Here is a 20557-nt window from a genome sequence, read left to right as displayed (position 1 = left end):
TGCGAAGCGCGATGCATCCGCCTGCGCTGCGTCGCGCGACCCTCTGCAGATCTACGGATCTGCGATCGGATCACGCTTCTTGCTCAGGCGGCGACTCCCGCTTCTCGCTCGAATCCTCCCTGTGCAGAGATTCCCTAGCAGACTTCGGAAACCCATTCCCGGGTCTGGTAGCCTCCGACGTGCATTTCAATCCGCCTGCCGAGCGGGGAGCGAATTTCACCGTCAGAGTTCGAAGGGAGATAGAGTGACTGAAACGACCGAGACTTTCGTCCTTGCCGCAATCGTCGCCGCACCGATCTACTTCGACAAGCAGGCTTCCACGGAGAAGGCCTGCGGGCTGATCTCGGACGCCGGACGCGCCGGAGCGACGCTCGCTTCTTTTGGGGAGACCTGGCTCAGTGGTTACCCCTGGTGGATCCGCACCGAAGGCTTCGCGAACTCACTCCAGATGAAGGCTCGTGCCGAGTACATCTTCAATGCGATCGAGGTTCCCGGTCCCGAGACCGATCAGTTGTGCGAGGCGGCCAGGGAAGCGGGTATCGACGTGACGATTGGCGTCGTCGAACTCGATCCGATTTCCCGAGCTTCGGTCTATTGCACGCTTTTGTTCATCGGCCGGGAAGGAGTTCTTCTCGGGCGCCACCGCAAGCTGAAGCCGACGGACTTTGAGCGGCGAGTTTGGAGCGAAGGCGACGGGTCCAGTCTGTCGGTCTACCAGAGGTCGTACGCGCGGATCAGCGGATTGAACTGCTGGGAACACCGAATGATGCTTCCGGGCTACGCACTCATCGCGCAGGGGACCCAGGTGCACGTCGCCGTCTGGCCGAGTGGGAGCGATGACGTACTTGCGAGAGCTTTTGCGGCTCAGGGTTCGTGCTACGTGATCTCGGTTGGGGGTCTACTCCGCGAGCAGGACATTCCCGATCGCTATCGCGAGATTTTTCCCAAACCGGACGAAGACGCCGGATGCAGCATCATTGCTCCCGGGGGAAACATCATCGCGAGTTCGACCAAGACGGAAGAAACGATCGTGACTGCTGAAGCGAAGATTTCCTGGGTTCTCGGCGCGAAGTCACTCTGTGATATTGGCGGTCACTATTCGCGCCCTGACGTGCTGAAACTCAATATCAACACCGAACCGTCTCGCCGAATCATCAAGGATGCACAATGAGTCGCTACCGGAATGGCCTGCCTCAACTGGGCGACGATCTCTTTCTGGCCGATGGAGGTCTGGAAACTACACTGATCTTCCACGACGGTCTGGAACTCCCGCACTTCGCAGCATTCGATCTCTTGAAGACTCGAGAGGGGAAGGCGACTCTCCGCAAGTACTTCTGCACCTACGCAGAACTGGCCAAGCGTTTCGGCACGGGCCTGATCCTCGAAAGCCCGACCTGGCGGTCTAATCCGGACTGGGCAAGCCTGCTCGGCTACTCGGTGGGCGAATTGGATGAAGCGATCCGCGCTGCGGTCGAGTTGCTCGAAGGAGTTCGCGACGAGTACGCGACCGATCAGACTCCAGCCGTCATCAGCGGTTGCATCGGTCCGCGCGGAGATGGATACGTGGCCGATCGGGCCATGTCCGCCAAAGATGCGCAGGTCTACCACGCTGAACAGATTGCGAGCTTCGCTCGCACGGAAGCGGACATGGTTTGCGCCGTTACCATGAACTACACAGAAGAGGCCGTGGGTATCGCCAACGCAGCTCGTCAGAGTGGAATGCCCGTCGCAGTTTCCTTTACGGTCGAGACCGATGGCAATCTTCCAACGGGCCAATCTCTCGGCTCCGCGATCGAACAGGTCGATGCGGACTGCTCGGGCTATCCGGCCTACTACATGATCAACTGTGCGCATCCCAGCCATTTCGAGAAATCGCTTGGCGGCGGAGAGGACTGGCTCGACCGTATCCGCGGCTTGAGGGCCAATGCCTCGCGCATGAGTCACGCCGAACTCGACGAAGCACCCGAACTCGATGCGGGCAATCCCGTCGAATTCGGTCGCGAGCACGCAGAACTCAAGAACCGACTGCGAAACCTGAGTGTGTTGGGGGGCTGTTGTGGGACCGATCACCGACACGTCGAGCAGATTGCTACGGCGTGCCTGCCGATCTTCCGCACCGCGACCTGACTATCGGGATCTGTCATCAGTTCGGGGATTTCGACCGCAAGGAGAACTCAATGGAGATGAAGGATGCAAACAGTCTTCTCGAACCGGGATACCTCGATCTCGAGACCGGCTACCGGCGTCTGTCCGACGGACAGCTCCACGTCGCAGCATGGACGACGATGCCGGGATGTACGGGCAAGATGTTCGAATGGTGGTTTGGCTACCTGGAAACGACCGAGCAGTACAAGCGGTGGCATCCCAAGGATCATGTCTGGTGTGAATGGGACGGAGAGCGCGGAACGGGACGCTATGTCGGGGGCACGCATCGCGTCCACGAGTACGTCGGTGGCGAACTCCAGAAGCTGAGGATCCATTTCCGCGATCCGGCCGAGTATCTGGACACTTCGCGTTTTGCAAAGGCGGGAGTTTCAGCGGCCGTATGTGCGCGGGTCGGGCTTCTCGACGGCGACGTCTGGGCCGGGCATCTGATCCACCTGAGCCGCGATACGGACTACGGATGCGAGCTGCGCAGCCGCTTCTGGCTGGGCGATTTCGATCCGCCGGCGCTCGCGCCCGATTCCGATGCCCGCATCCAGATTTTTCCCGATCGAAGCGGAGAGGGTCTCATCAAGCACTGCCACGAGGAGATGACCTACCTGTCTGGATTCCTGCCCGATCTCTATGCGAAAGAGGCGTAGGAGGCGACTCGAGTCGCTCGATTTCAGTCGAGCAGACGGGCCTTCAGTTCGCGCTTCAGGAATTTCCCATTCGGGTTGCGCGGCAAGTCCTCGTCCATGAACCAGATGCGCTCGGGGATCTTGAATCCCGCGATGCGTTCACGCGCGAAATCCTGCAAGGTCTCGGCCTCGAGGTTCTCGCCCGGCTTGCAGACCACCGCCACGCCGACGATCTCGCCGAACTTCTGATCGGGTACGGCGAACACCGCACATTCCTTTACGGCGGGGTGAGCGAACAGAGCGGCCTCTACCTCGACGCAGTAGATGTTTTCCCCGCCACGTAACACCATGTCCTTGGCGCGGTCGACGATCGAGATGAAGCCCTCCTCGTCGAGGGTTGCGAGATCGCCGGTGCGAAACCAGCCCTGTGGAAAGGATTCGGCCGTCGCGTCGGGCTTGTTCAGATATCCGCGCACATTGTTTGGCGCGCGCACCACGAGTTCTCCGACTTCCCCACTGGGTAGCGTGTCGAAGTTCTCGTTCACGATCTTTGCCTCGATGACCGGTAGGGCCGGCCCCACAGTCTTGGGTTTGTCGATGAAGAAGTCGCCCGAGTTCACTGAAATCACGCCGCAGGTCTCGGTCAGTCCATAGCCCGTGCCCGGCCGTCCCTTCTCCAAACCCTTTTCGATCTTCTCGACCAGGTCGGGTTGAACTGCGGCACCACCGCCGCCCAGAGATGCCAGGCTTGAAGTATCGTGGGCGTCGAAGTCCGGATGCTCTACCAGTTCGCGCGACATCATCGGCACGCCGGTAAACGCGTCGACGCTCTCGCGCTCGATGATATGCAGCGCCTCTTTGGCATTCCACTTGTACATCAGAATCAGCCGACCGCCGCTGGCCGTCACCGGATGGACGCAGCAATTGCAGCCGGTGACGTGAAATAGCGGGACCGCGAGCAAGGTCGTGGCCTGCTTGTCCTCTTGCGGGGATGGATCATTCGCGCGCTTGGGATTCGGCTGTGCAACCGTCTGTAGTGTGTTCCAGAAGGCCATGTTCAGAAGATTGCTGACCACGCCGCGATGGGTCATGGCGGCCCCCTTAGGGAAGCCGGTCGTGCCCGAGGTGTAGAAGATACAGACATCGTCCTCGGGTTGGATTTCCGCATTTGCGATGCCATTTGCATCGCTCGATATGGCTTCTTGCCACGGAATGACTCCGTCGGGAAGTGGTTTCGTGGCGCGCACGCAGACGATATCGAGCGCTGAATTGGCGCGCACCGCGTCGAGGTGGGGCTGAATCGTTTCGAGGCGCTGCTCATCGCAAATCAGGAATTTCGGAGTCGAATCGGTCAGGCCGTATTCCATCTCGGGTCCCGTCCACCAGGCGTTCATGCCGACGACGGCCGCGCCCAGCTTGACGATGCTCCAATACGACAGGATCCACTCGGGATAATTGCGAATGGCGATGGCGACGCGGTCGCCGTGGCCGACGCCTTTGGAGGCCAGAAATGCGGACAAGGAATCGACGATCTCGTGGGCTTCACCGTAGGTGACACGCTCATCGCCGAAGACGATGTAGTCGCGATCCGCATGGGCTTTCGAGCCTTCCCAAACGGCCAGTAACGATGCAGGCGCCGCATCGTAGGTGCGTGTCGGAATGCCGCGAATATCCTGTACCGACCACGCAAAGGGCGCGCCGGGGGCGGTCAAGGTTTCCCAAGTCTTCTTCAGTGCGGGACCCATCGAATCTCCTCGAAAACAGAGTAGGGCGGCATTATGGCTCAACTGTGTGTCACTTCGGGATCGGCGTTTCCGGCCCCGACGGGATATGCTCGCACGGACAGGCCACGCGAGGAGCGCGGCCGGGGAGTCGAGATGGATCGTTTGCGCGTTGGGACGCTCGCGGACTCCGAGATGTTGAACGCATCGCACGAGCGACGACGCGCCCTCCTGTCTCAGACCGCGGAGTCCGGCCTCGATCACGTATTCGTCGCTGATCACATCAGCTTCCACACCGGGTTCGGCATGGACGGACTGATTCAGGCGGCGACGATCGCGGCGATCGAACCCAGGCTCTCCGTGCATCTGGGCGTGTACCTCCTGGCTTTGCGCCACCCGGTACCCGTAGCCCGCCAGATCGCCACGCTATGCGAATCGGCGCCGGGTCGACTTCTGTTCGGCGTGGGGATCGGCGGCGAAGATCGACACGAGATCGAGATCACCGGTGTAGACCCGCGAACGCGAGGTCGGCGTACGGATGAATGCCTGATCGCTTTGAGAGGATTGCTCTCAGGCGGAGCAATCTCGCATCGCTGCGAGTTCTTCGAGTTCGAAGACGCACTGATCCTGCCAGCACCGGATCCAGCGGTTCCTATCGTGATCGGTGGGCGCTCGAGTGCGGCGTTGAAAAGAGCGGGCCGATACGGCGACGGCTGGCTGGCGGCCTGGTGTTCGGCGCGTCGTTTTCGCGAGGCCGTCACCGAGGTCGACGCCGAGGCCGAACGCGTGGGACGGACGCGCACCACGTGGCAGCACGGATTGCAGGTCTGGACCGGTATCGATGAGGATCGCGGGCGCGCACGAGAGCGGCTGGCCGGAGAGATGCAACGCATGTACCAGATCCCGTTCGAACCTTTCGCGAAATACAGTCCCTGCGGTACACCGAGTGAGATCGCTGACTTCCTGGCTCCCTACGTAGAGGCCGGGTGTAGCGACTTCAATGTGTTGCCCATCGCCGAGTCCAGTGAGGTCGGTATCGAGGCGATTGCCGAGGTGCGCAGGCTCTTGCTCGAAGTGGCCAAGCGTTGATGGATCGGGACCCGCCCTCGGCTCTTCTGCCTATCCTCCCAGCGCCTGGTACACCGAAAGCGCGACGATGCCGCCTCGGCGATCACCAAGTAGATCGGCTTCCATCCGGTTCATGACGTACGCGATGGACACGCGGGCATCCAGGTCGACGATCGCCAGCGACCCACCCCAACCGCCCCAGAAGAAGGAACGCTCATTCGGACTGATGGGCATGATCGGACTGTTCAGCCCGAAGCCCATGCCAAAGCGAATCGGTACCTGAAGCACTTTGTCGGGACCGTTGGTCTGTTCTTCGAGGGCTCGCGCAACTCCGGCTTCCGACAGGATCTTCACGCCGTCCACGCTACCGCCACACGCCAGTGCCGAGTGAACCCGCGCTACCGAGCGGGCATTGCCGATGCCGCCCGCAGCTGGAATTTCGGCGCGTCGCCACTCACTCGTGCGAGGCTCTTCACCGGTGATGTTGCAGCTAGTCATGGTGCGCGTACCGATCGAGTTTGGATCAGTGTTCGCGGCAGACGCCAGGGAATTCGCAGGCGGGACCAGTTCGCCGACGCGCGAATCGTGCTTCGGGTCGAGTCCGATGTGGAAATCGGCACCCAGCGGTTCGGCGATCTCTTCGCGGAAGAAGGTGCCGATGCTCTTGCCCGACACGCGACGCACGATCTCGCCCTGAAGATATCCCTGCGTCACCGCGTGATAGCCCGAAGCCGTTCCCGGTTCCCACCACGGAGTCTGGGCCGCGAGCCTCGTGCAGATTTCGTCCCAGTCGTAGAGTTCGCTCGCATCCTTGACCGCCGGGTCGAAACCCGAAACGCCCGCGCTATGACTCATGACGTGCTTGACCCGTACGCCTTCTTTCCCATTGGCGGCAAACTCGGGCCAGTAATCGGCGACCGGTGCATCGAGATCGATCTGTCCGCGATCGGCCAAGACCAGCACGCAAGTGGATGCCATGGTCTTGGTGGTGGAATACACGTTGACGATCGTGTCTTCTTGCCAGGGGGAGCCATCGGGTGCTGCGTCACCGGCCCAGAGGTCTACGACCGGTTCGCCGTCCTTCGTTACCGCGACACTTGCGCCCAGTTCGAGGCCATTGTCGAAATTCGCGCTGAAAGCTTCGCGCACCGGTTCGAAGTCCGATCTGCAAAATCCCTTTACATCCATGGAGATCACCCCAATTTCAGTTTCGTTTTCGGTTGGCCCGATTATGCCCGAAGTTCTGCGACGGGTGTATCAGACCGAGAAACGGTAACGGACCGGTATATGCTTCAACCCAACGACGAAGCTGGAGCGAATCCACTCGGGCTCGCCGATCAATTCCACCGATTCGATCCGACGCGAGAATTCTCTGAGCAGCGCTCCCTGTGAGCGTCTCGCGAGATGTGCACCGAGGCAAAAGTGTTCGCCGATGCCGAATCCCAGATGCGGGTTCGGATCGCGATCCACGCGGAACTCGAAGGGTGCCTCGAACATACTCTCGTCCCGATTCGCCGATGCATACTGCAGGAGGAGTTCGTCCCCCTCGCGGATCTTCTGGCCGCGTAGTGCGGTGTCCCGCGCGGCGGTGCGTTTCATGTAGTTGACTGGTGTGCTCCAGCGAACGACTTCCTCGACCGCAGAACCGACCAGAGAGGGATTGTTTTTCAACAACTGGAGTTGGTCGGGGTTTTCGAGCAACGCGAGAAGACCACCGGCGAGTGAATTCTTGGTCGTGTCGTGTCCGGCTGTGAACGCGATCAAGAAGTAGCCGAAGGTTTCCATCAGACCCATCGGTTCCGAATTCACTTTCCCGTTGGCAAGCACGCTCGCGAGGTCGTCACTCGGATTCGCTTTCCGATCTTCGATGACGCTTGCGAACATCTGATACAGCTCGAGACCGACCTCTTTGACCGCTTCGTCGCGGTCCATCCCCTTGCGCTGCAATTCCTCGTCGTCTGGGGCGAAGAGCTGATTCGTCAGTCGCAGGATCGCGGGTTCTTGGTCCTGGGACAATCCGAGAATCATCGACAGGATGCGCAGCGGATGCGCTGCGGCCACGTCGGTGGCGAAATCGCATTCACCTTCGCCCGTCTCACCCGCAAGCCTGTCGATGAGCGCCCTTGCACTCTCCTCGATGGCCGGTTCCAGTCGTTTGAGCGATCGTGGCGTGAACCACGGACTGGCGACCTTGCGGTATTCGCGATGCTCCGGAGGATCCATCTCGATGATCGTGCGCATGGCACCGAGGCCTTCGGAGTTATTGCGTACCTGATCGCGGGGCAACATCACGATTCCCGGTTCGCTCTTGAAGAGATCCGGTTTTCCGGAAATTTCCCGGATGTCATCGTGGAGCGTCACGGCCCAGAACGGCTCGTAGTCCGCAGACTCGCAACGCGCCAGCGGTGCTTCGCGCCGCAGTCGCGTCCACACATCGTGAGGCGGTCCCTGCTTCGCGTAGGCAGCGGGATGAATGAGTTCGTAGCCGTCCTCGATCGCGCTCGTGTCGGTCATGCTCTCCTCCATCCTCCCCAAAGCAGCAAACCAATCCCTCGGGAAGCTCCGGTGTCTTTCTCGCTCGGACCATTCTGCCAGAGAGCGGCCCTCGGGAGGGTTCGATCGGCCGCTGGCCAAGACCGCTCGATCTATGAGAAGTTGCCTCGAACCGAGGAGGAGACCCGAAATGGCCAACGACGCTCAGACCCCGTTTCAGATCCAGATACCGGATGTGGAGATTGATGACCTGAAGCGACGTCTGCGAGCGACGCGCTTTCCGGACTCCGAAACTGTCGATGACTGGTCGCAGGGCATTCCGCTCGGATACGTCCGGGAAGTCTGTGAGTACTGGGCCGAGAAGTACGACTGGCGTGCCAGAGAATCTCACCTGAACGAATTCCCGCAGTTCAAGACCGAGATCGACACTTGCGAGATCCACTATATCCACGTTCGTTCGAAGCACGAAAACGCTCTGCCCCTGGTGATCACACACGGCTGGCCGGGGTCGATCGTCGAGTTTCAGAAGGTGATTGCACCCCTGACCGACCCGACCGCGCACGGAGGTTCTGCTGCCGATGCCCTTCACGTCGTTTGTCCGTCGATTCCGGGTTATGGGTTCTCGGGGAGGCCGACGGGTACCGGATGGGGAGTCGAGCGAATCGCAGATGCCTGGGGAAAGCTCATGTTGCGGCTCGGGTATCCGCGTTATGTCGCACAAGGTGGAGACTGGGGTGCGATGATCACCACCTGCATCGGCATGCGCGATCCTGATCACTGCGCCGGAATTCACTTGAACATGCCGATCGTACCGCCAGACCCCGAAACCATGACCGAACTGAGTGAAAGCGAAAAATCGGCACTCGCCGGAATGAAACACTATCAGGATCTGGATTCGGGCTATTCGAAACAGCAGAGTACGCGCCCCCAGACGCTCAGCTACGGACTTGCGGATTCCCCTTCCGGCCAGGCTGCCTGGATCATCGAAAAGTACTGGTCATGGATGGATTGCGATGGACATCCCGAAAACGTACTGACCCGCGATGAGCTACTCGATAATGTGATGATGTACTGGTTGACCAATGCCGGCGGTTCTTCGGCGCGCCTCTACTGGGAGAGCTTCAATACGCCGCCGATTGGCAAGGTCGCCGTGCCTGTCGGCTGCAGCATCTTTCCAAAGGAAATCTTCCGCACTTCCGAGCGCTGGGCTACGAAACATTTCGGCAAGCTCCTGCACTGGAACGAACTCGACAAGGGGGGGCACTTCGCAGCCTTCGAGCAGCCTGCGACCTACGTCGACGAAGTGAGGACATGCTTTCGCAGCCTCCGCTAGACGGCCAGCACGGGTCGTTTTGCCGGCTCTGATTTCGCTTCGAGATCGGCTTCCCATCCTTTAGAATGGCCGCGGAGCGTCGTGGCGTGCAACTGTCCGGCAGTTGTTTCGCCTCAGGGTGCGCGTCTCCGAAGGAACGGGTCGATGTTTGTCGCGCAAAAGGGAATCCCGAGAGCTACTCGGATGGGAAGGGCTTGCGTACTGGTTGCGTTGCTGGTTCCGATGCTCGCCCAACCACTTCGGGCTTCGGGCGCGGTATTCAACGTCGACAGCACCACGGATGCCGTCGATCTCGTGCACGGCGATGGTTTCTGTGCGACTGCCGCCGCCGAATGCACTCTGCGCGCGGCAACCCAGGAGGCGAACGCGCTCGCGGGTAGCGACACGATCGAGATTCCTTCAGGGACTTTTGTTCTTTCGCTTCATGGTGTCGGAGAGAACCTGGGAGCCACAGGTGATCTGGATCTGACCGAAGATGTGACGATCAATGGCGCGGGAGTGGGCCTGACGATCCTGGACGGAAATGCGGATGATCGCGTCCTCGAAGCGCACACTGGAGTCAACGCAGAAATCCTGGGGCTGACGCTGCGAAACGGCCGCTTGAGCAAGCTCGGATCGCTGGGTGGCGGAGGTCTGCGAAATCGCGGAACGCTGACGATTCGCGAATGCCTCCTCAGTGCGAACCACACCGGTGGCCTTCCGGGGGCGGGTATCTACAACGATGGAAACCTGTTCCTGATCGACAGCGCGGTGGACGCGAATATCGGTGAGCAGATATTCGGCGACTTCGGGGCGCCGGGAGGTGGTCTCGCGAATCTCGGCACCGCCAGCCTGACGGGGTCGACGATCAGCAACAACATCGTCGAATCCAGGTTTGGGGGTGCGGGGATCGACAATACGTCGACCGGATTGCTCACCGCGACGGACTGTACGATTAGCGGGAACGATGCACAGGAGTCGACCATCTCATTGACCGGGGGTGACGGTGGTGGGATCCGAAACACTGGAGGCATCGCAACGCTCACTCACGTTACATTGAGTGACAACTCTGGCGACGGTTCTGCTACGACGATTGCCAACACCGGAACCTTGAATATCAAGAACTCGGTTATCGCAAACGGCACAGGCTCGGCGTCAGCGCTGTGTAACGCAGCGCTGGATACGCAAGGCTTCAATCTCGCAGACGATACGAGTTGCGGACTGACGGCCAGCGGAGATCGCGTCGCTGCAGTGGCTGGTCTGGATCTGCTTTCAAACAACGGGGGTCCGACCGATACGCATGCGCTCCTGGCTTCGAGTCCAGCAATCGACGGGGCGGATCCGAATTCCTGCGCGGCCGCGGATCAGCGCGGATCTGCGCGCCCTGTCGATGGAAACTCCAGCGGCTTGGCTGTCTGCGACATCGGAGCCTATGAAGGCGTCGGCGACTTTGATGGAGATGGCGCGGATGATCCCAACGACAACTGCCGCTTCCGATCGAACGCGCCGTTTGCGGACAGTGGTGGTGTCGGTTCGCCAAGCCTTCCCGATGGAATCGGTGACGCTTGCCAGTGCGGCGATCTGACTGACGAAGGAATCGTGGCGACGACCGATGTCGCTTCACTCCGAGCCCATCTCGCAGATCCGGTCGGCACACCGCTGTCTCCCGCGGCCGAAGAGAAGTGCTCGGTGATCGCGCAGGCCAGCCCGTGCAATATTCTCGACGTCGCGGTCCTTATCCGCGCATTGCTCGGTTCCGGCCCCCCTCTGGCGCCGGTCTGTAGTGCTGCAACCTATACGAGCTTGGCGGCGCATTGGACCCTGGACGAAACAAGCGGACCGCTTGCCGACTCCGGTCCGTGGTTCAATACCGGAACGAATACCGGCGCAGTTTACGGAAGCGGCTCCAATGGGAAGATCGCTGGAGCGATGGACTTCTCAGGCAGCGCCCGCGTCGATGTGGCCGACTCGACTTCTCTTCGCCCTACCGGGGTTTCGGTCTCTGCGTGGGTTCGTGCCGATACGCTCGGCGCTGCTCGCGGTCTGATCGCGAAGGAGCAGACGGGCGGAGCCTCGTACCTGCTCGAGCTTCTTTCAGGCGGTCAGTTGCGCTTCCAGGTCAACACGGTCGGTGGTGGGGTGCTCGCGGTCAGTACGACGGGACTCATGAGCGTCGCCACCTGGACGCATGCCGTCGGAACCTACGACGAAACGACCGCGACCGCACGCATCTTCATCGACGGAGTGGATGCCGCTGCACCGGTGAGCGTGATGGCTCCCGATGTCGTCGACCATCAGAATCCAGAGGACTTCCGGATCGGCGCACGCTTCAACACTCCAAAAGATGCAATGGATGGTCTTCTGGACGATATTGCGGTCTTCAAGATCGCACTGAGTGCGGGCGAGGTCGCGGAGTTGTTCGCGAACGGACCTCCGACGCCTTAGCGTTCGCACTCTCGTGCGAACGCTAAGGCGAACGGATTCGAAAACTCGGGTCTACTTCTTGGCTTCGCGGCTGGCGCGGTACTTCTCGACCAGGTCCTTCTGGACTTCGGCCGGGACTGGCGCGTAGCGCGAGAACTCGAGTGTGAACTCGGCCTTGCCCTGACTCGCGGAACGCAGATCCGTCGCGTAGCCGAATGTCTCGGCCAGTGGGATCTCAGCGTCGACAGTGCAGAAACCGTCTTCCTCGACCGTTCCGGCAACCTGACCGCGGCGCTGCATGATCGTCTTGATGTAGGCGCCCTGGAACTCCACCGGGCCCTCGATCGACAGCGTCATGATCGGCTCGAGCACCGTCGGCTTGGCCTTCGGGTAGGTCTCGCGGAATGCGCCACGCGCCGCCAACTGGAAGGCGACGTCCGAAGAGTCGACCGTATGCGCCTGGCCGTCGTTGATCAGGGCGCGCACGCCGTTGACCGGCGCACCGATCAGTGTGCCCTTCTTGACGGCCGCCTTGAAGCCCTTCTCGCACGAGCTGATGAACTCGGTCGGAATGGAGCCACCCTTGATCTTGTCGATGAACTCGAACTCGGTGCCGTCTTCAATCGGCTCCAGATAGCCTGCAACACGGGCGTACTGGCCAGATCCACCGCTCTGCTTCTTGTGGATGAAGTTGAACTCCGCCTTCCGCGCAATGCACTCGCGATAGGCGACGCGCGGCTGACCGGTCTCGACCTCGCACCCGTACTCGCGCTTCATGCGTTCGATGTAGACCTCGAGGTGAAGTTCTCCCATCCCCTGGACGACTGTCTCGGCGCTTTCTTCATCGACAAAAGTGGTGAAAGTCGGATCCTCGCGCACGAAACGTCCGAGGGCCTTCCCCATATTGTCCTGGGCCTTCTGGTCGATAGGCTTGATCGAGAGAGAGATCACCGGATCCGGAACGTGCATAGAGGTTACGGCCACACGTTCACCGCTGGTGAAGGTATCTCCCGACGCGCAGTCGATGCCGAATAGCGCGACGATGTCGCCAGCCATCGCGACTTCGATGTCCTCGGTCTTGTCCGAGTGCATGCGAATCAATCGTCCGACGCGCGTTCTCTTTCCCGTGCGGGTGTTGGTGATCATCTCGCCCTTGCGCAACGTGCCTCGGTAGATCCGCACATAGGTCAGCTGACCGTAGCGTCCGTCGTCGAGCTTGAATGCAAGCGCAACCAACGGCTGTTCCGGATCGGTCTCGACCACGAATTCCTTTTCATCGTCGTCGAGGTCCAGACCGCGATTCTCGATATCGAGCGGGGAGGGCAGGTAGCGCGAGGTGGCATCCAGCAGCAACTGCACACCCTTGTTCTTATAGGCCGACCCCAGAAACACGGGAGTCAGATCCAGCGAGAGCACGCCCGCGCGGATCGCATTGTGAATCATTTCCTCGTTGAGGTTGTCTTCGAGGATGCCTTCCATGAGTTCCTCGGAGAACATCGAGACCGCGTCCAGCATCGTCTCGCGAGCGGCTTCAGCTTCGGCCAGCATGCTCTCGGGGATTGGCTCAGAAACCACCTCATCGCCGAGATCACCACGGAAGTAGACGGCCTTCATCGTGACCAGGTCGATCACGCCCTCGTGATCTGCTTCGAGACCGAGCGGCAACTGCATGAGCACTGCGTTGTGCTTGAGCTTGTCGCGCAACTGGGAGGTCACGCGTTCCGGATTGGCTCCCGCTCGATCGAGCTTGTTGATGAACGCGATGCGCGGAACGTCGTAGCGACGCATCTGCCGATCGACGGTCATCGACTGGGACTGCACGCCGGATACGCCGCACAGGACCAGGATCGCGCCATCCAGCACTCGCAGAGCTCGCTCGACTTCGATCGTGAAGTCCACGTGGCCCGGCGTGTCGATGATGTTGATGCGGTAGTCTCCCCACTGAGCGTAGGTGGCCGCGGACTGGATCGTGATGCCACGCTCCTTCTCGAGATCCATCGAGTCCATCGTCGCGCCCACATCGTCCTTGCCGCGCACCTCGTGCACGGTGTGAATCCGGCCGGTGTAGTACAGGATTCTCTCGGTCAGGGTGGTCTTGCCCGAGTCAATATGGGCACTGATCCCGATGTTGCGGACTTGGCTCAGTTCGGTGGACATCTTCGTTTCCTTTTCGAGAACTCGTTTTCAGCTCAGCCATCTGAGAGCAGCGTCAGCCGTCTCCGGTACACATCCCCTTCGCGGTTTGGCTTCAGGGCTGCAGGCGTCGGCACTGTTCGCAATATCCGTGCCCCCGGTGGGCGTGGCGGATTGCGTCTCTCTTCGTCGTCTGATGCGCCCTCTACCTAAAAGAAGTAAGTCCGACCGGCCGATTTGCCGGCGGGTTGCCGGTCGGGTGTCCAACTTTCCTACGAGTCACTTTGGAGTTCTTTCGAAATGGCTCTAGAAAGGACAGTTCCAGACGCTCGCAGAAGTTCCCGCGCTCACTGAATCCGCCCCCAAACCATCACTCCAGGGCGCAGTCGCCGGGGACACTAACACGGGCGTCGGCAAGTTGCAGGCAATATTTCGGCGAGCAATTCCGAAACCGCCAGAAGGTCTCCGACCGGTCCGTATTGGCACTCCTGAAGTCTGCATAAAAATCCTTGCAATACGCTTAGTTGCATCATTTTTTGCCGACTCCGACCCACCCGGGTGTCGATTGTGCATTCTTGTGACTTGTGAGCCGGAATCACAGTTTGTGACTTCGAGTCATCCCACTTCCGGTCCAGGGAACGACGGACCCGGAATCTGCCTATCGCTCTCTGTTTCCTGCATAAGTGCAACGAATCCGGGGTCCGCCGGTTAGTATGGGATGATGGTCAAACACCGCATTGCTCATCTGGTGAGCTGTACGCTCGTCCTGCTGCTGGCCCTCGCTCTTTCTCCAGATCTCCAGGCGGGTCCGCCGGAAGAGATCGCGGCGGCTGAGTACCTGGTGAAGCAGACCTGGATCGAGGGCCTGCCCTACGATCAGGCTCGCGCTCTCTCGGACGCCGGGATCGCGCGCCTGGCCGAGATCCTGGCCGACCCCGGCGAACTACAGTGGCATGCGAACGCGATTACCGCACTGGGCATGAGCGGTCACCGGGACGCATTTGAAGCACTGGGTGTTTTCGCAAATCGCACCCATTCGCGCGAGGTGGATCGGGATACCTATCGGGCCCTCAATGCGCTGCCCTTCGCCATGGGCCATCTGGCGCGCGTGGAGCCGCGCGCGCTGGCAAGGCTCGAGGCGGCACTCGCCGATTCTGAACTGCCTACATGGCAATACAAGCACCTGTCTGGCAGCCGTCTGCGCGATCAGATTCAGACGTCCTGCATCACCGGACTCGGACTCGCCGGACGTGCCGATCTGGTGCGAGCCCACCGGAGCAAGACAAAGCGAAACGCCACGAAGCGGAACTCGCCACGCGAGCAGAATCTGCTCGAAGCCGAAGCGCTCGCAGAACGCATCGATCGCGAAGGTCCGGACAGCGTTTTTCAGCGCGTTGGACGCGGAATGCCCCGAAAATGAAGCTCGCCTGTTTCGTCGGGATCGCGCTGGTCTTGGCTTTCGCGGGCATGGCCACGGCCGACAACACCGACAGACATGTGGATTCCCAGGTGTACTCCATACATGTGGACGTGGCTTCCCAGGTCGACATGCTCGAACTGCAGCTCTATCTGGAAGAAGCCCAGCGTCTGACCGTGCGATCTCAGGATATGGGAGTCGAAGATGATCCCTGTTGCACGAGCCTGGAAGCCATCTCGCTGGTTACCTTCGGAACAACCGGCGACGGGCTCGACGTTATTGACAATGCCACCGATTGGGCTGCGTTAGGCAGTATCAGAGCGATCGTCATGTCGATCAACTGGTGCGGAAGTGTGGTTGCGGGAATCGCAGGCTGCGCACAGAATCCAGGTTCGCGTATGGCGGTGGCTCTGGATGCAAATCCGACTGTGCTGGGCTTGGTATTTGCGCACGAGCGCGGTCACAACGGCGGGCTCTCGCATCGCGAGAGTGGAACCTGCACTCCGATGATGTCGGCTACGGCCGGTTCGAATCACGGCTGTCTGGACGTCAGTGAGTGCAACGCGCTACGCGCCCAGGGAAGCATCGGTGGGAATTGCGGTTGCCTCACCGGAACCGTCGGTGACCCGCCCGTGGCAAACGGAGCGGCCTGCGTCGAAGATTCGGTGGCAGGTATCTGTCACTCCTACGGCCTCTGCTCTCCGACTCCCGCAAACGATCTCTGTGCCAATGCTTCGGTTATTGCCGATGTGGATGTTTTGCAGACCAACGAACGCGCATCGACCGACGGGAGCGCGACCTGTGGCACCACGAGCACCGATATCTGGTACTCCTATCTGCCGCCCTGTTCCGGGACCGTAGAAGTCAATCTCTGCGACTCGGGGTTCGATACCGTCGTTTCGGTGCACGATGAGTGCACCGGCGAAACCACCAACGAGACGATGTGCGTCGACAGTTGCGCCACGATCTCCGACTGCCGTTCAAATGGAGCGTGTGTGTCGATTCCGGTGGTCTACGGCCAGACCGAACTCTTGCGCGTGGGGCGCGGCCCGGGAGGCCCGGATCCGTTCGTCCTACGCACGGATTGCACGGAGAATCCGCTTCTCGATAGCGACTCCGATCTGCTTACCGACGTGTTCGAATACGGGACTCTCGGCACCGACCCGGGAGATTCCGATAGCGATGACGACGGTCTCAGTGATGGAGAAGAGTATCTGACCGAGGGTACCGATCCACTCGATGCCGATAGTGACGACGATGGGCTCGATGATGGTGCAGAAGTCCTGACGCATAACAGCGATCCGCTCGACTCGGATAGCGACGACGATGGGCTCGATGACGCAACCGAGGTGAATACCTACGGATCGAATCCCAACCTTGCAGACAGCGACGCCGATGGTCTCGACGATGGCGCCGAGCTCCTGCCGGGTTCCGATGGCGATTCCGATCTACTGATCAATATTCTCGACCCGGACTCCGACAATGACACCTTCCTGGACGGTGCCGACAACTGCATTCTGTTTTCGAACGACCAGTCCGACAACGGAGGTGTTGGCAGTCTGATCGATCCCAATGCCTCGACGCCGGACGGCATTGGGGATGCGTGCCAGTGTGGGGATGTAAACAACGACGGTCGGGTCGATTCCCTCGACGCCTACAACATCGCAATCGACCTGATCTTTCCTTCAGCTGTGATCAACCCGACGGGACTCGCGAAGTGCGTGGTGCACTCGGCCTCTTCGAGTTGCGATCTCCTGCAGAAGGCAGTCATTGAACGCACAGTCGGATCGAACGGACTGGCGCCCGGCGTCCAGCAGCTTTGCTCCCCCGCAATCACCCCTTGACGCCTTTGGGTCTGGCGTGAGGAATGACGATGGCCGCGGATTGGTCTAGTTTACCGCCCATGCGGCACCCGACCCCCCACAGCGCGCATTTCGTGGATCGTTCCGTCCGCTCCAGCGGCCTGATCCTCCAGCCCGGTATCCCGATCTGTCAGACGGATCTTCCGCTCGACTGGTACCAGGAGGAGTTCAAGCCGTACGCGGAAGAGTACCTGGCGCTCCCGGATCGCAAGCCCGAAACGGTGCTGCCCTGGATGGATGCTTATGTTCATCCGGCACTCGATCACTTCGGTTCTGAGATCGCGTTGCTCGCTCACTACTACATGGGTGGTGAGATCGTGAAGCTGGTCGAGCGCTACGGCGGACAGATCTCGGACTCGTATCAGCTAGCGCGCCAGACGGTGCTACATCCCGAGAAGAAGATTTTCGTCGAGTCGGCGGTGCACTTCATGGCGGAAGCGATCTCGCTTCTGGCGGCCCCCGATCAACAGGTTTGGATCACGAATCCGAAATCCGGCTGCACAATGGAGATGATGGCCAAGGAATTCATGATCGCACCGGCGCTCGCAAAGCTCGTCGAGCGCTACGGCGATGACGTCATGGTGATCGCGTACATGAACACTTCGGGTCGCGTCAAGGCGATGGCGGGTCGCACCGGCGGAGCCGTGTGCACCAGTTCAAATGCCGCTGCGATCATGCGTTGGGCACTGGAGCGCGGACGTCGCATCCTGTTCGTTCCGGATCAGCACCTCGGGCGTAACGTCGCCGCACAGGTCGGAATCGATCCCGCAACAATCGCGTTGCTCGAAGGCGGACACGAAGGCGGAAACATTCCCGAAGAGCGGCTTCCCGAACTCGATCGCGCCCGGTTGATTCTCTGGGGTTCGTTCTGCGGTGTACACACCGTGTTCACGCCTTCGCAAGTCCAGTATTGGCACGAGCGCGGCTATACGGTCGAGGTGCATCCCGAAAGTCCCCAAGAGGTCGTCGACGCAGCCGACGGGTTCGGATCGACCGCCTATCTGTGGAACCGCGTGATGGAAGCCGAACCGGGTAGCCGTATCGCCGTCGGCACGGAGGCTCATTTCGTGCGCAACGTTGCGGAGCAAGCTGCGCTTCGCGATGTGCAGGTCGTGTCCCTGAGCGACGTGTCCAACGGAGAAGAAGGCGCTTGCGGTTGCGCGACCATGTCTCGAAACGACCCACCACATCTAGTGGCGTTGCTCGACCTGCTTCGTCAGGGCAAGGCACCCGATCTGAACCGGGTCCTACCCGGTGACGTCATCGACGAGGTGACGGGCTGGCGGGAACGACTCGATGCCGAAGGTCAGGCGGAGATTGCAAGCGCCGCGAGGACAGCACTCGAACGCATGATCGAGATCACCGAGTCCGCCGGTTGAATCCCGGTTCGAGCTATCGGGCGATCCTCTTCGATCTGGACGGAACGCTCACCGATCCGAAAGTCGGTATCACACGCTCGATTCAGTACGCGCTTGGAAAACGCGGACTGCAGGTTCCGAACACACTAGAACTCGAGTCCTGGATCGGTCCGCCACTGGAAGCTTCGTTTCACGAGAACGCAGGACTCGACGAGCGAGAGGCGAAACGCGCTGTCGAGGACTATCGTGAGTACTTCGCAGAGACGGGTATCTTCGAGAACCACGTCTATCCCGGGATTGCCGAGTTGCTCGAGGGCCTGGTCAAAGCCGAGCGCCGTCTGATCCTGGCTACATCGAAGCCTACCGTCTATGCACGGAAAATCCTGGAGCATTTCGATCTGGACCGGCACTTCTACGAGTGCGTGGGTAGTTTTCTCGATGGTCGCCGGGTCCACAAGCCAGAAGTCGTGTTTGAAGCTCTGCGACACGTCGGGGAGTGCCCGGTCGATGCATGCGTGATGATCGGGGATCGCGAGCACGACCTGGCCGGGGCGCGGGGCAACGACATCGCGGCGATCTCGGTAGGGTGGGGCTACGGCAGCCGGGCGGAACTCGAACGCGCGCGTCCAGAGCATCACGTGGAGACGGTAGAAGAGCTAGAGTGCTTATTGCTTTTCTAACGCACGCAGCTTCTCGTCGAGTTCCTTCAGCTTCTGTTCGCGAGTCTTCTCGATGCCCTGATTCTCGACGGCGCTCTGCTTGCGCATCTCGGACGTGATCGCTCCCAACGGGTCTGGAACTTCTTCGAGCGCCAGCGGAAACCAGTTTCCATTCCATGCGAACGCGGTGTACCAGCGATTGTAGGCGTAGCGATACCATTGCTCGTCTTTTCCACCGAAGTAGACGCGTGGGTTCAACGAGGGGGCCGCCTTGAAACCCGCAACTGGTGAGGCGACGAGTGCTGGAGCGACTTCGCCTGTGAAGCGCTCCGGGACCGGCGGCTCGGGCGGAGGCTCGGGTGGTTCGGTGATCGTGATTCCGAATCCCGAGGGCAGGCACGCGGCACACGCGAGTGCGCAGACCAGGACCCATCCGCGCAAGCTCACGAGTAGTCTCCGGGGTCGAACGAAATCTCGAGTCCTTTGGGAACCTCGCCCGCTTCGACCTTCTTGGCACTCACATGCGATGCGAGACGGGCTGCGAGAACTGGCGCGAGGCCGCGAATCCGAGCGCACAGATACGCGGACAGAAATACATCGCCCGCACCAACGGGGTGGCGCTGTTCCGCACGCACCGCGGGCACGGCAATGTTCTTCTGCGGGGTAATGACCGAAGCCCCTCGTGCTCCGCGCGTCACGAGCAGTTCGGAGATATCGTACCGCTTCAGAAAGGCATCGACAGGCTCACCGTCGAGCACGAATGGCAGTTCCTCTTCGCTGACCTTGGCGATCGGCACGCCTTCGAGAAACTCTGCCAAGCGGTTGAAAGCACTGAGCCGTGTACCTGCGGGGGTCCGTTCGCGAACCAGACCCTGAAGATCCATTCCCACGAGTCCTTCCAGCGCACAGGCCACGCCCTGTGGGAGATCGCCGCGATGCAGCGGACCCAGGTGGATCAGGTCCGCCGATCGCCATTCCTCTGGAATTTCTTCGATCCGAACCGGGTCGGATATTGCCCGCAACTCATGGGCATCGCGACTTCCGCTGTAGTCATTCTCGTACACGGTGGTGAAGCGGCTGGGTTGGAGCCGTATCTCGACGCCCTCAGCGCGCAAAGGTCCGAGCAACTCATCGGCATCTTCAGGTCGCGCGCTGGTGACCACGCGAGTCTGAACACCCAGGCGCGCGAGTGCGATACCGGCATGGTGCACCACACCACCCGGGACAGTCGGGCCACCGGGTTCGATGTCCGCGCTGATCGCTCCCATCACGAGAGCAGTCACTGGGCCGGTCAACGTCATGGCGGCACTGTACACCTACCTTCGTC

At 60.6% G+C, this 20557-nt stretch carries 16 protein-coding genes; 10 read left to right on the top strand and 6 right to left on the bottom strand.

The window, feature by feature from the left end; genetic code table 11:
• The first annotated feature begins 244 nt into the window (after positions 1-244).
• The 3 genes from GY725_01555 to GY725_01545 are packed head-to-tail and all read left to right on the top strand — an operon-like array spanning position 245 to position 2804.
• Entirely contained in the window at positions 245-1171 is a 927-nt protein-coding gene (locus tag GY725_01555) for a carbon-nitrogen hydrolase family protein (protein ID MCP4002858.1), read from the top strand.
• Positions 1168-2127, top strand: a complete 960-nt coding sequence (locus GY725_01550; protein MCP4002857.1) for a homocysteine S-methyltransferase family protein — start codon at positions 1168-1170, stop codon at positions 2125-2127. Before GY725_01555 ends, GY725_01550 begins: the two co-directional genes overlap by 4 nt.
• A gap of 50 nt (positions 2128-2177) precedes the next feature.
• Positions 2178-2804, top strand: coding sequence for a hypothetical protein (locus tag GY725_01545; protein MCP4002856.1), 627 nt, complete (start codon positions 2178-2180; stop codon positions 2802-2804).
• A gap of 23 nt (positions 2805-2827) precedes the next feature.
• On the opposite strand, the gene GY725_01540 is transcribed toward GY725_01545, so the two are convergent.
• Positions 2828-4528 carry an acyl--CoA ligase gene (locus GY725_01540; protein MCP4002855.1) on the bottom strand — a complete coding sequence of 567 codons (1701 nt, stop codon included), beginning with the start codon at positions 4526-4528 and terminating at the stop codon, positions 2828-2830.
• Between the two features lie 171 nt (positions 4529-4699).
• Between GY725_01540 and GY725_01535 the strand changes: the two genes are divergently transcribed.
• Positions 4700-5593, top strand: coding sequence for an LLM class flavin-dependent oxidoreductase (locus GY725_01535; GenBank protein MCP4002854.1), 894 nt, complete (start codon positions 4700-4702; stop codon positions 5591-5593).
• Between the two features lie 30 nt (positions 5594-5623).
• Here GY725_01535 and GY725_01530 read toward each other — a convergent pair whose 3' ends face one another.
• Entirely contained in the window at positions 5624-6760 is a 1137-nt protein-coding gene (locus GY725_01530) for a beta-lactamase family protein (GenBank protein MCP4002853.1), read from the bottom strand.
• Positions 6761-6829: 69 nt separating this feature from the next.
• A complete protein-coding gene (locus GY725_01525) occupies positions 6830-8086 on the bottom strand; it encodes a cytochrome P450 (GenBank protein MCP4002852.1) in 1257 nt (418 codons plus the stop codon).
• Between the two features lie 169 nt (positions 8087-8255).
• Between GY725_01525 and GY725_01520 the strand changes: the two genes are divergently transcribed.
• Complete coding sequence (locus tag GY725_01520; GenBank protein MCP4002851.1) at positions 8256-9398, top strand: epoxide hydrolase 1; 1143 nt, start codon at positions 8256-8258, stop codon at positions 9396-9398.
• Between the two features lie 183 nt (positions 9399-9581).
• The gene (locus GY725_01515; GenBank protein ID MCP4002850.1) at positions 9582-11822 is read left to right on the top strand and encodes a LamG domain-containing protein; all 2241 of its coding nucleotides are present in this window, start codon (positions 9582-9584) and stop codon (positions 11820-11822) included.
• A gap of 51 nt (positions 11823-11873) precedes the next feature.
• Here GY725_01515 and GY725_01510 read toward each other — a convergent pair whose 3' ends face one another.
• Positions 11874-13958, bottom strand: a complete 2085-nt coding sequence (locus GY725_01510; GenBank protein MCP4002849.1) for an elongation factor G — start codon at positions 13956-13958, stop codon at positions 11874-11876.
• A gap of 697 nt (positions 13959-14655) precedes the next feature.
• Between GY725_01510 and GY725_01505 the strand changes: the two genes are divergently transcribed.
• The 4 genes from GY725_01505 to GY725_01490 are packed head-to-tail and all read left to right on the top strand — an operon-like array spanning position 14656 to position 19251.
• Positions 14656-15354, top strand: coding sequence for a hypothetical protein (locus GY725_01505; GenBank protein ID MCP4002848.1), 699 nt, complete (start codon positions 14656-14658; stop codon positions 15352-15354).
• Complete coding sequence (locus GY725_01500; GenBank protein MCP4002847.1) at positions 15351-17195, top strand: hypothetical protein; 1845 nt, start codon at positions 15351-15353, stop codon at positions 17193-17195. The genes GY725_01505 and GY725_01500 overlap by 4 nt, the downstream gene beginning before the upstream one ends.
• A gap of 59 nt (positions 17196-17254) precedes the next feature.
• On the top strand, positions 17255-18592 hold the full coding sequence (locus GY725_01495) for a quinolinate synthase NadA (protein ID MCP4002846.1): 1338 nt from the start codon (positions 17255-17257) through the stop codon (positions 18590-18592).
• Complete coding sequence (locus tag GY725_01490) at positions 18589-19251, top strand: HAD family hydrolase (GenBank protein MCP4002845.1); 663 nt, start codon at positions 18589-18591, stop codon at positions 19249-19251. The genes GY725_01495 and GY725_01490 overlap by 4 nt, the downstream gene beginning before the upstream one ends.
• Here GY725_01490 and GY725_01485 read toward each other — a convergent pair.
• Both GY725_01485 and GY725_01480 read right to left on the bottom strand, forming a co-directional pair.
• A complete protein-coding gene (locus tag GY725_01485) occupies positions 19237-19677 on the bottom strand; it encodes a hypothetical protein (GenBank protein MCP4002844.1) in 441 nt (146 codons plus the stop codon). The two genes, GY725_01490 and GY725_01485, sit on opposite strands and share 15 nt — an antisense overlap.
• A complete protein-coding gene (locus GY725_01480) occupies positions 19674-20546 on the bottom strand; it encodes a hypothetical protein (protein ID MCP4002843.1) in 873 nt (290 codons plus the stop codon). The genes GY725_01485 and GY725_01480 overlap by 4 nt, the downstream gene beginning before the upstream one ends.
• Between the last annotated feature and the right edge of the window lie 11 nt (positions 20547-20557).

The organism is bacterium (assembly GCA_024226335.1).
In the GTDB taxonomy this organism is placed as follows: domain Bacteria; phylum Myxococcota_A; class UBA9160; order SZUA-336; family SZUA-336; genus JAAELY01.
This window is presented reverse-complemented; position numbering and strand designations above follow the sequence as displayed.

Bases quoted from the DNA above. Each gene is read 5' to 3' on its own strand.
- GY725_01510 (MCP4002849.1), bottom strand. From the start codon at position 13,958: ATGTCCACCGAACTGAGCCAAGTCCGCAACATCGGGATCAGTGCCCAT.
- GY725_01515 (MCP4002850.1), top strand. From the start codon at position 9,582: ATGGGAAGGGCTTGCGTACTGGTTGCGTTGCTGGTTCCGATGCTCGCC.
- GY725_01505 (MCP4002848.1), top strand. From the start codon at position 14,656: ATGGTCAAACACCGCATTGCTCATCTGGTGAGCTGTACGCTCGTCCTG.
- GY725_01540 (MCP4002855.1), bottom strand. From the start codon at position 4,528: ATGGGTCCCGCACTGAAGAAGACTTGGGAAACCTTGACCGCCCCCGGC.
- GY725_01525 (MCP4002852.1), bottom strand. From the start codon at position 8,086: ATGACCGACACGAGCGCGATCGAGGACGGCTACGAACTCATTCATCCC.
- GY725_01530 (MCP4002853.1), bottom strand. From the start codon at position 6,760: ATGGATGTAAAGGGATTTTGCAGATCGGACTTCGAACCGGTGCGCGAA.
- GY725_01550 (MCP4002857.1), top strand. From the start codon at position 1,168: ATGAGTCGCTACCGGAATGGCCTGCCTCAACTGGGCGACGATCTCTTT.
- GY725_01520 (MCP4002851.1), top strand. From the start codon at position 8,256: ATGGCCAACGACGCTCAGACCCCGTTTCAGATCCAGATACCGGATGTG.
- GY725_01495 (MCP4002846.1), top strand. From the start codon at position 17,255: ATGCGGCACCCGACCCCCCACAGCGCGCATTTCGTGGATCGTTCCGTC.
- GY725_01500 (MCP4002847.1), top strand. From the start codon at position 15,351: ATGAAGCTCGCCTGTTTCGTCGGGATCGCGCTGGTCTTGGCTTTCGCG.
- GY725_01545 (MCP4002856.1), top strand. From the start codon at position 2,178: ATGGAGATGAAGGATGCAAACAGTCTTCTCGAACCGGGATACCTCGAT.
- GY725_01535 (MCP4002854.1), top strand. From the start codon at position 4,700: ATGTTGAACGCATCGCACGAGCGACGACGCGCCCTCCTGTCTCAGACC.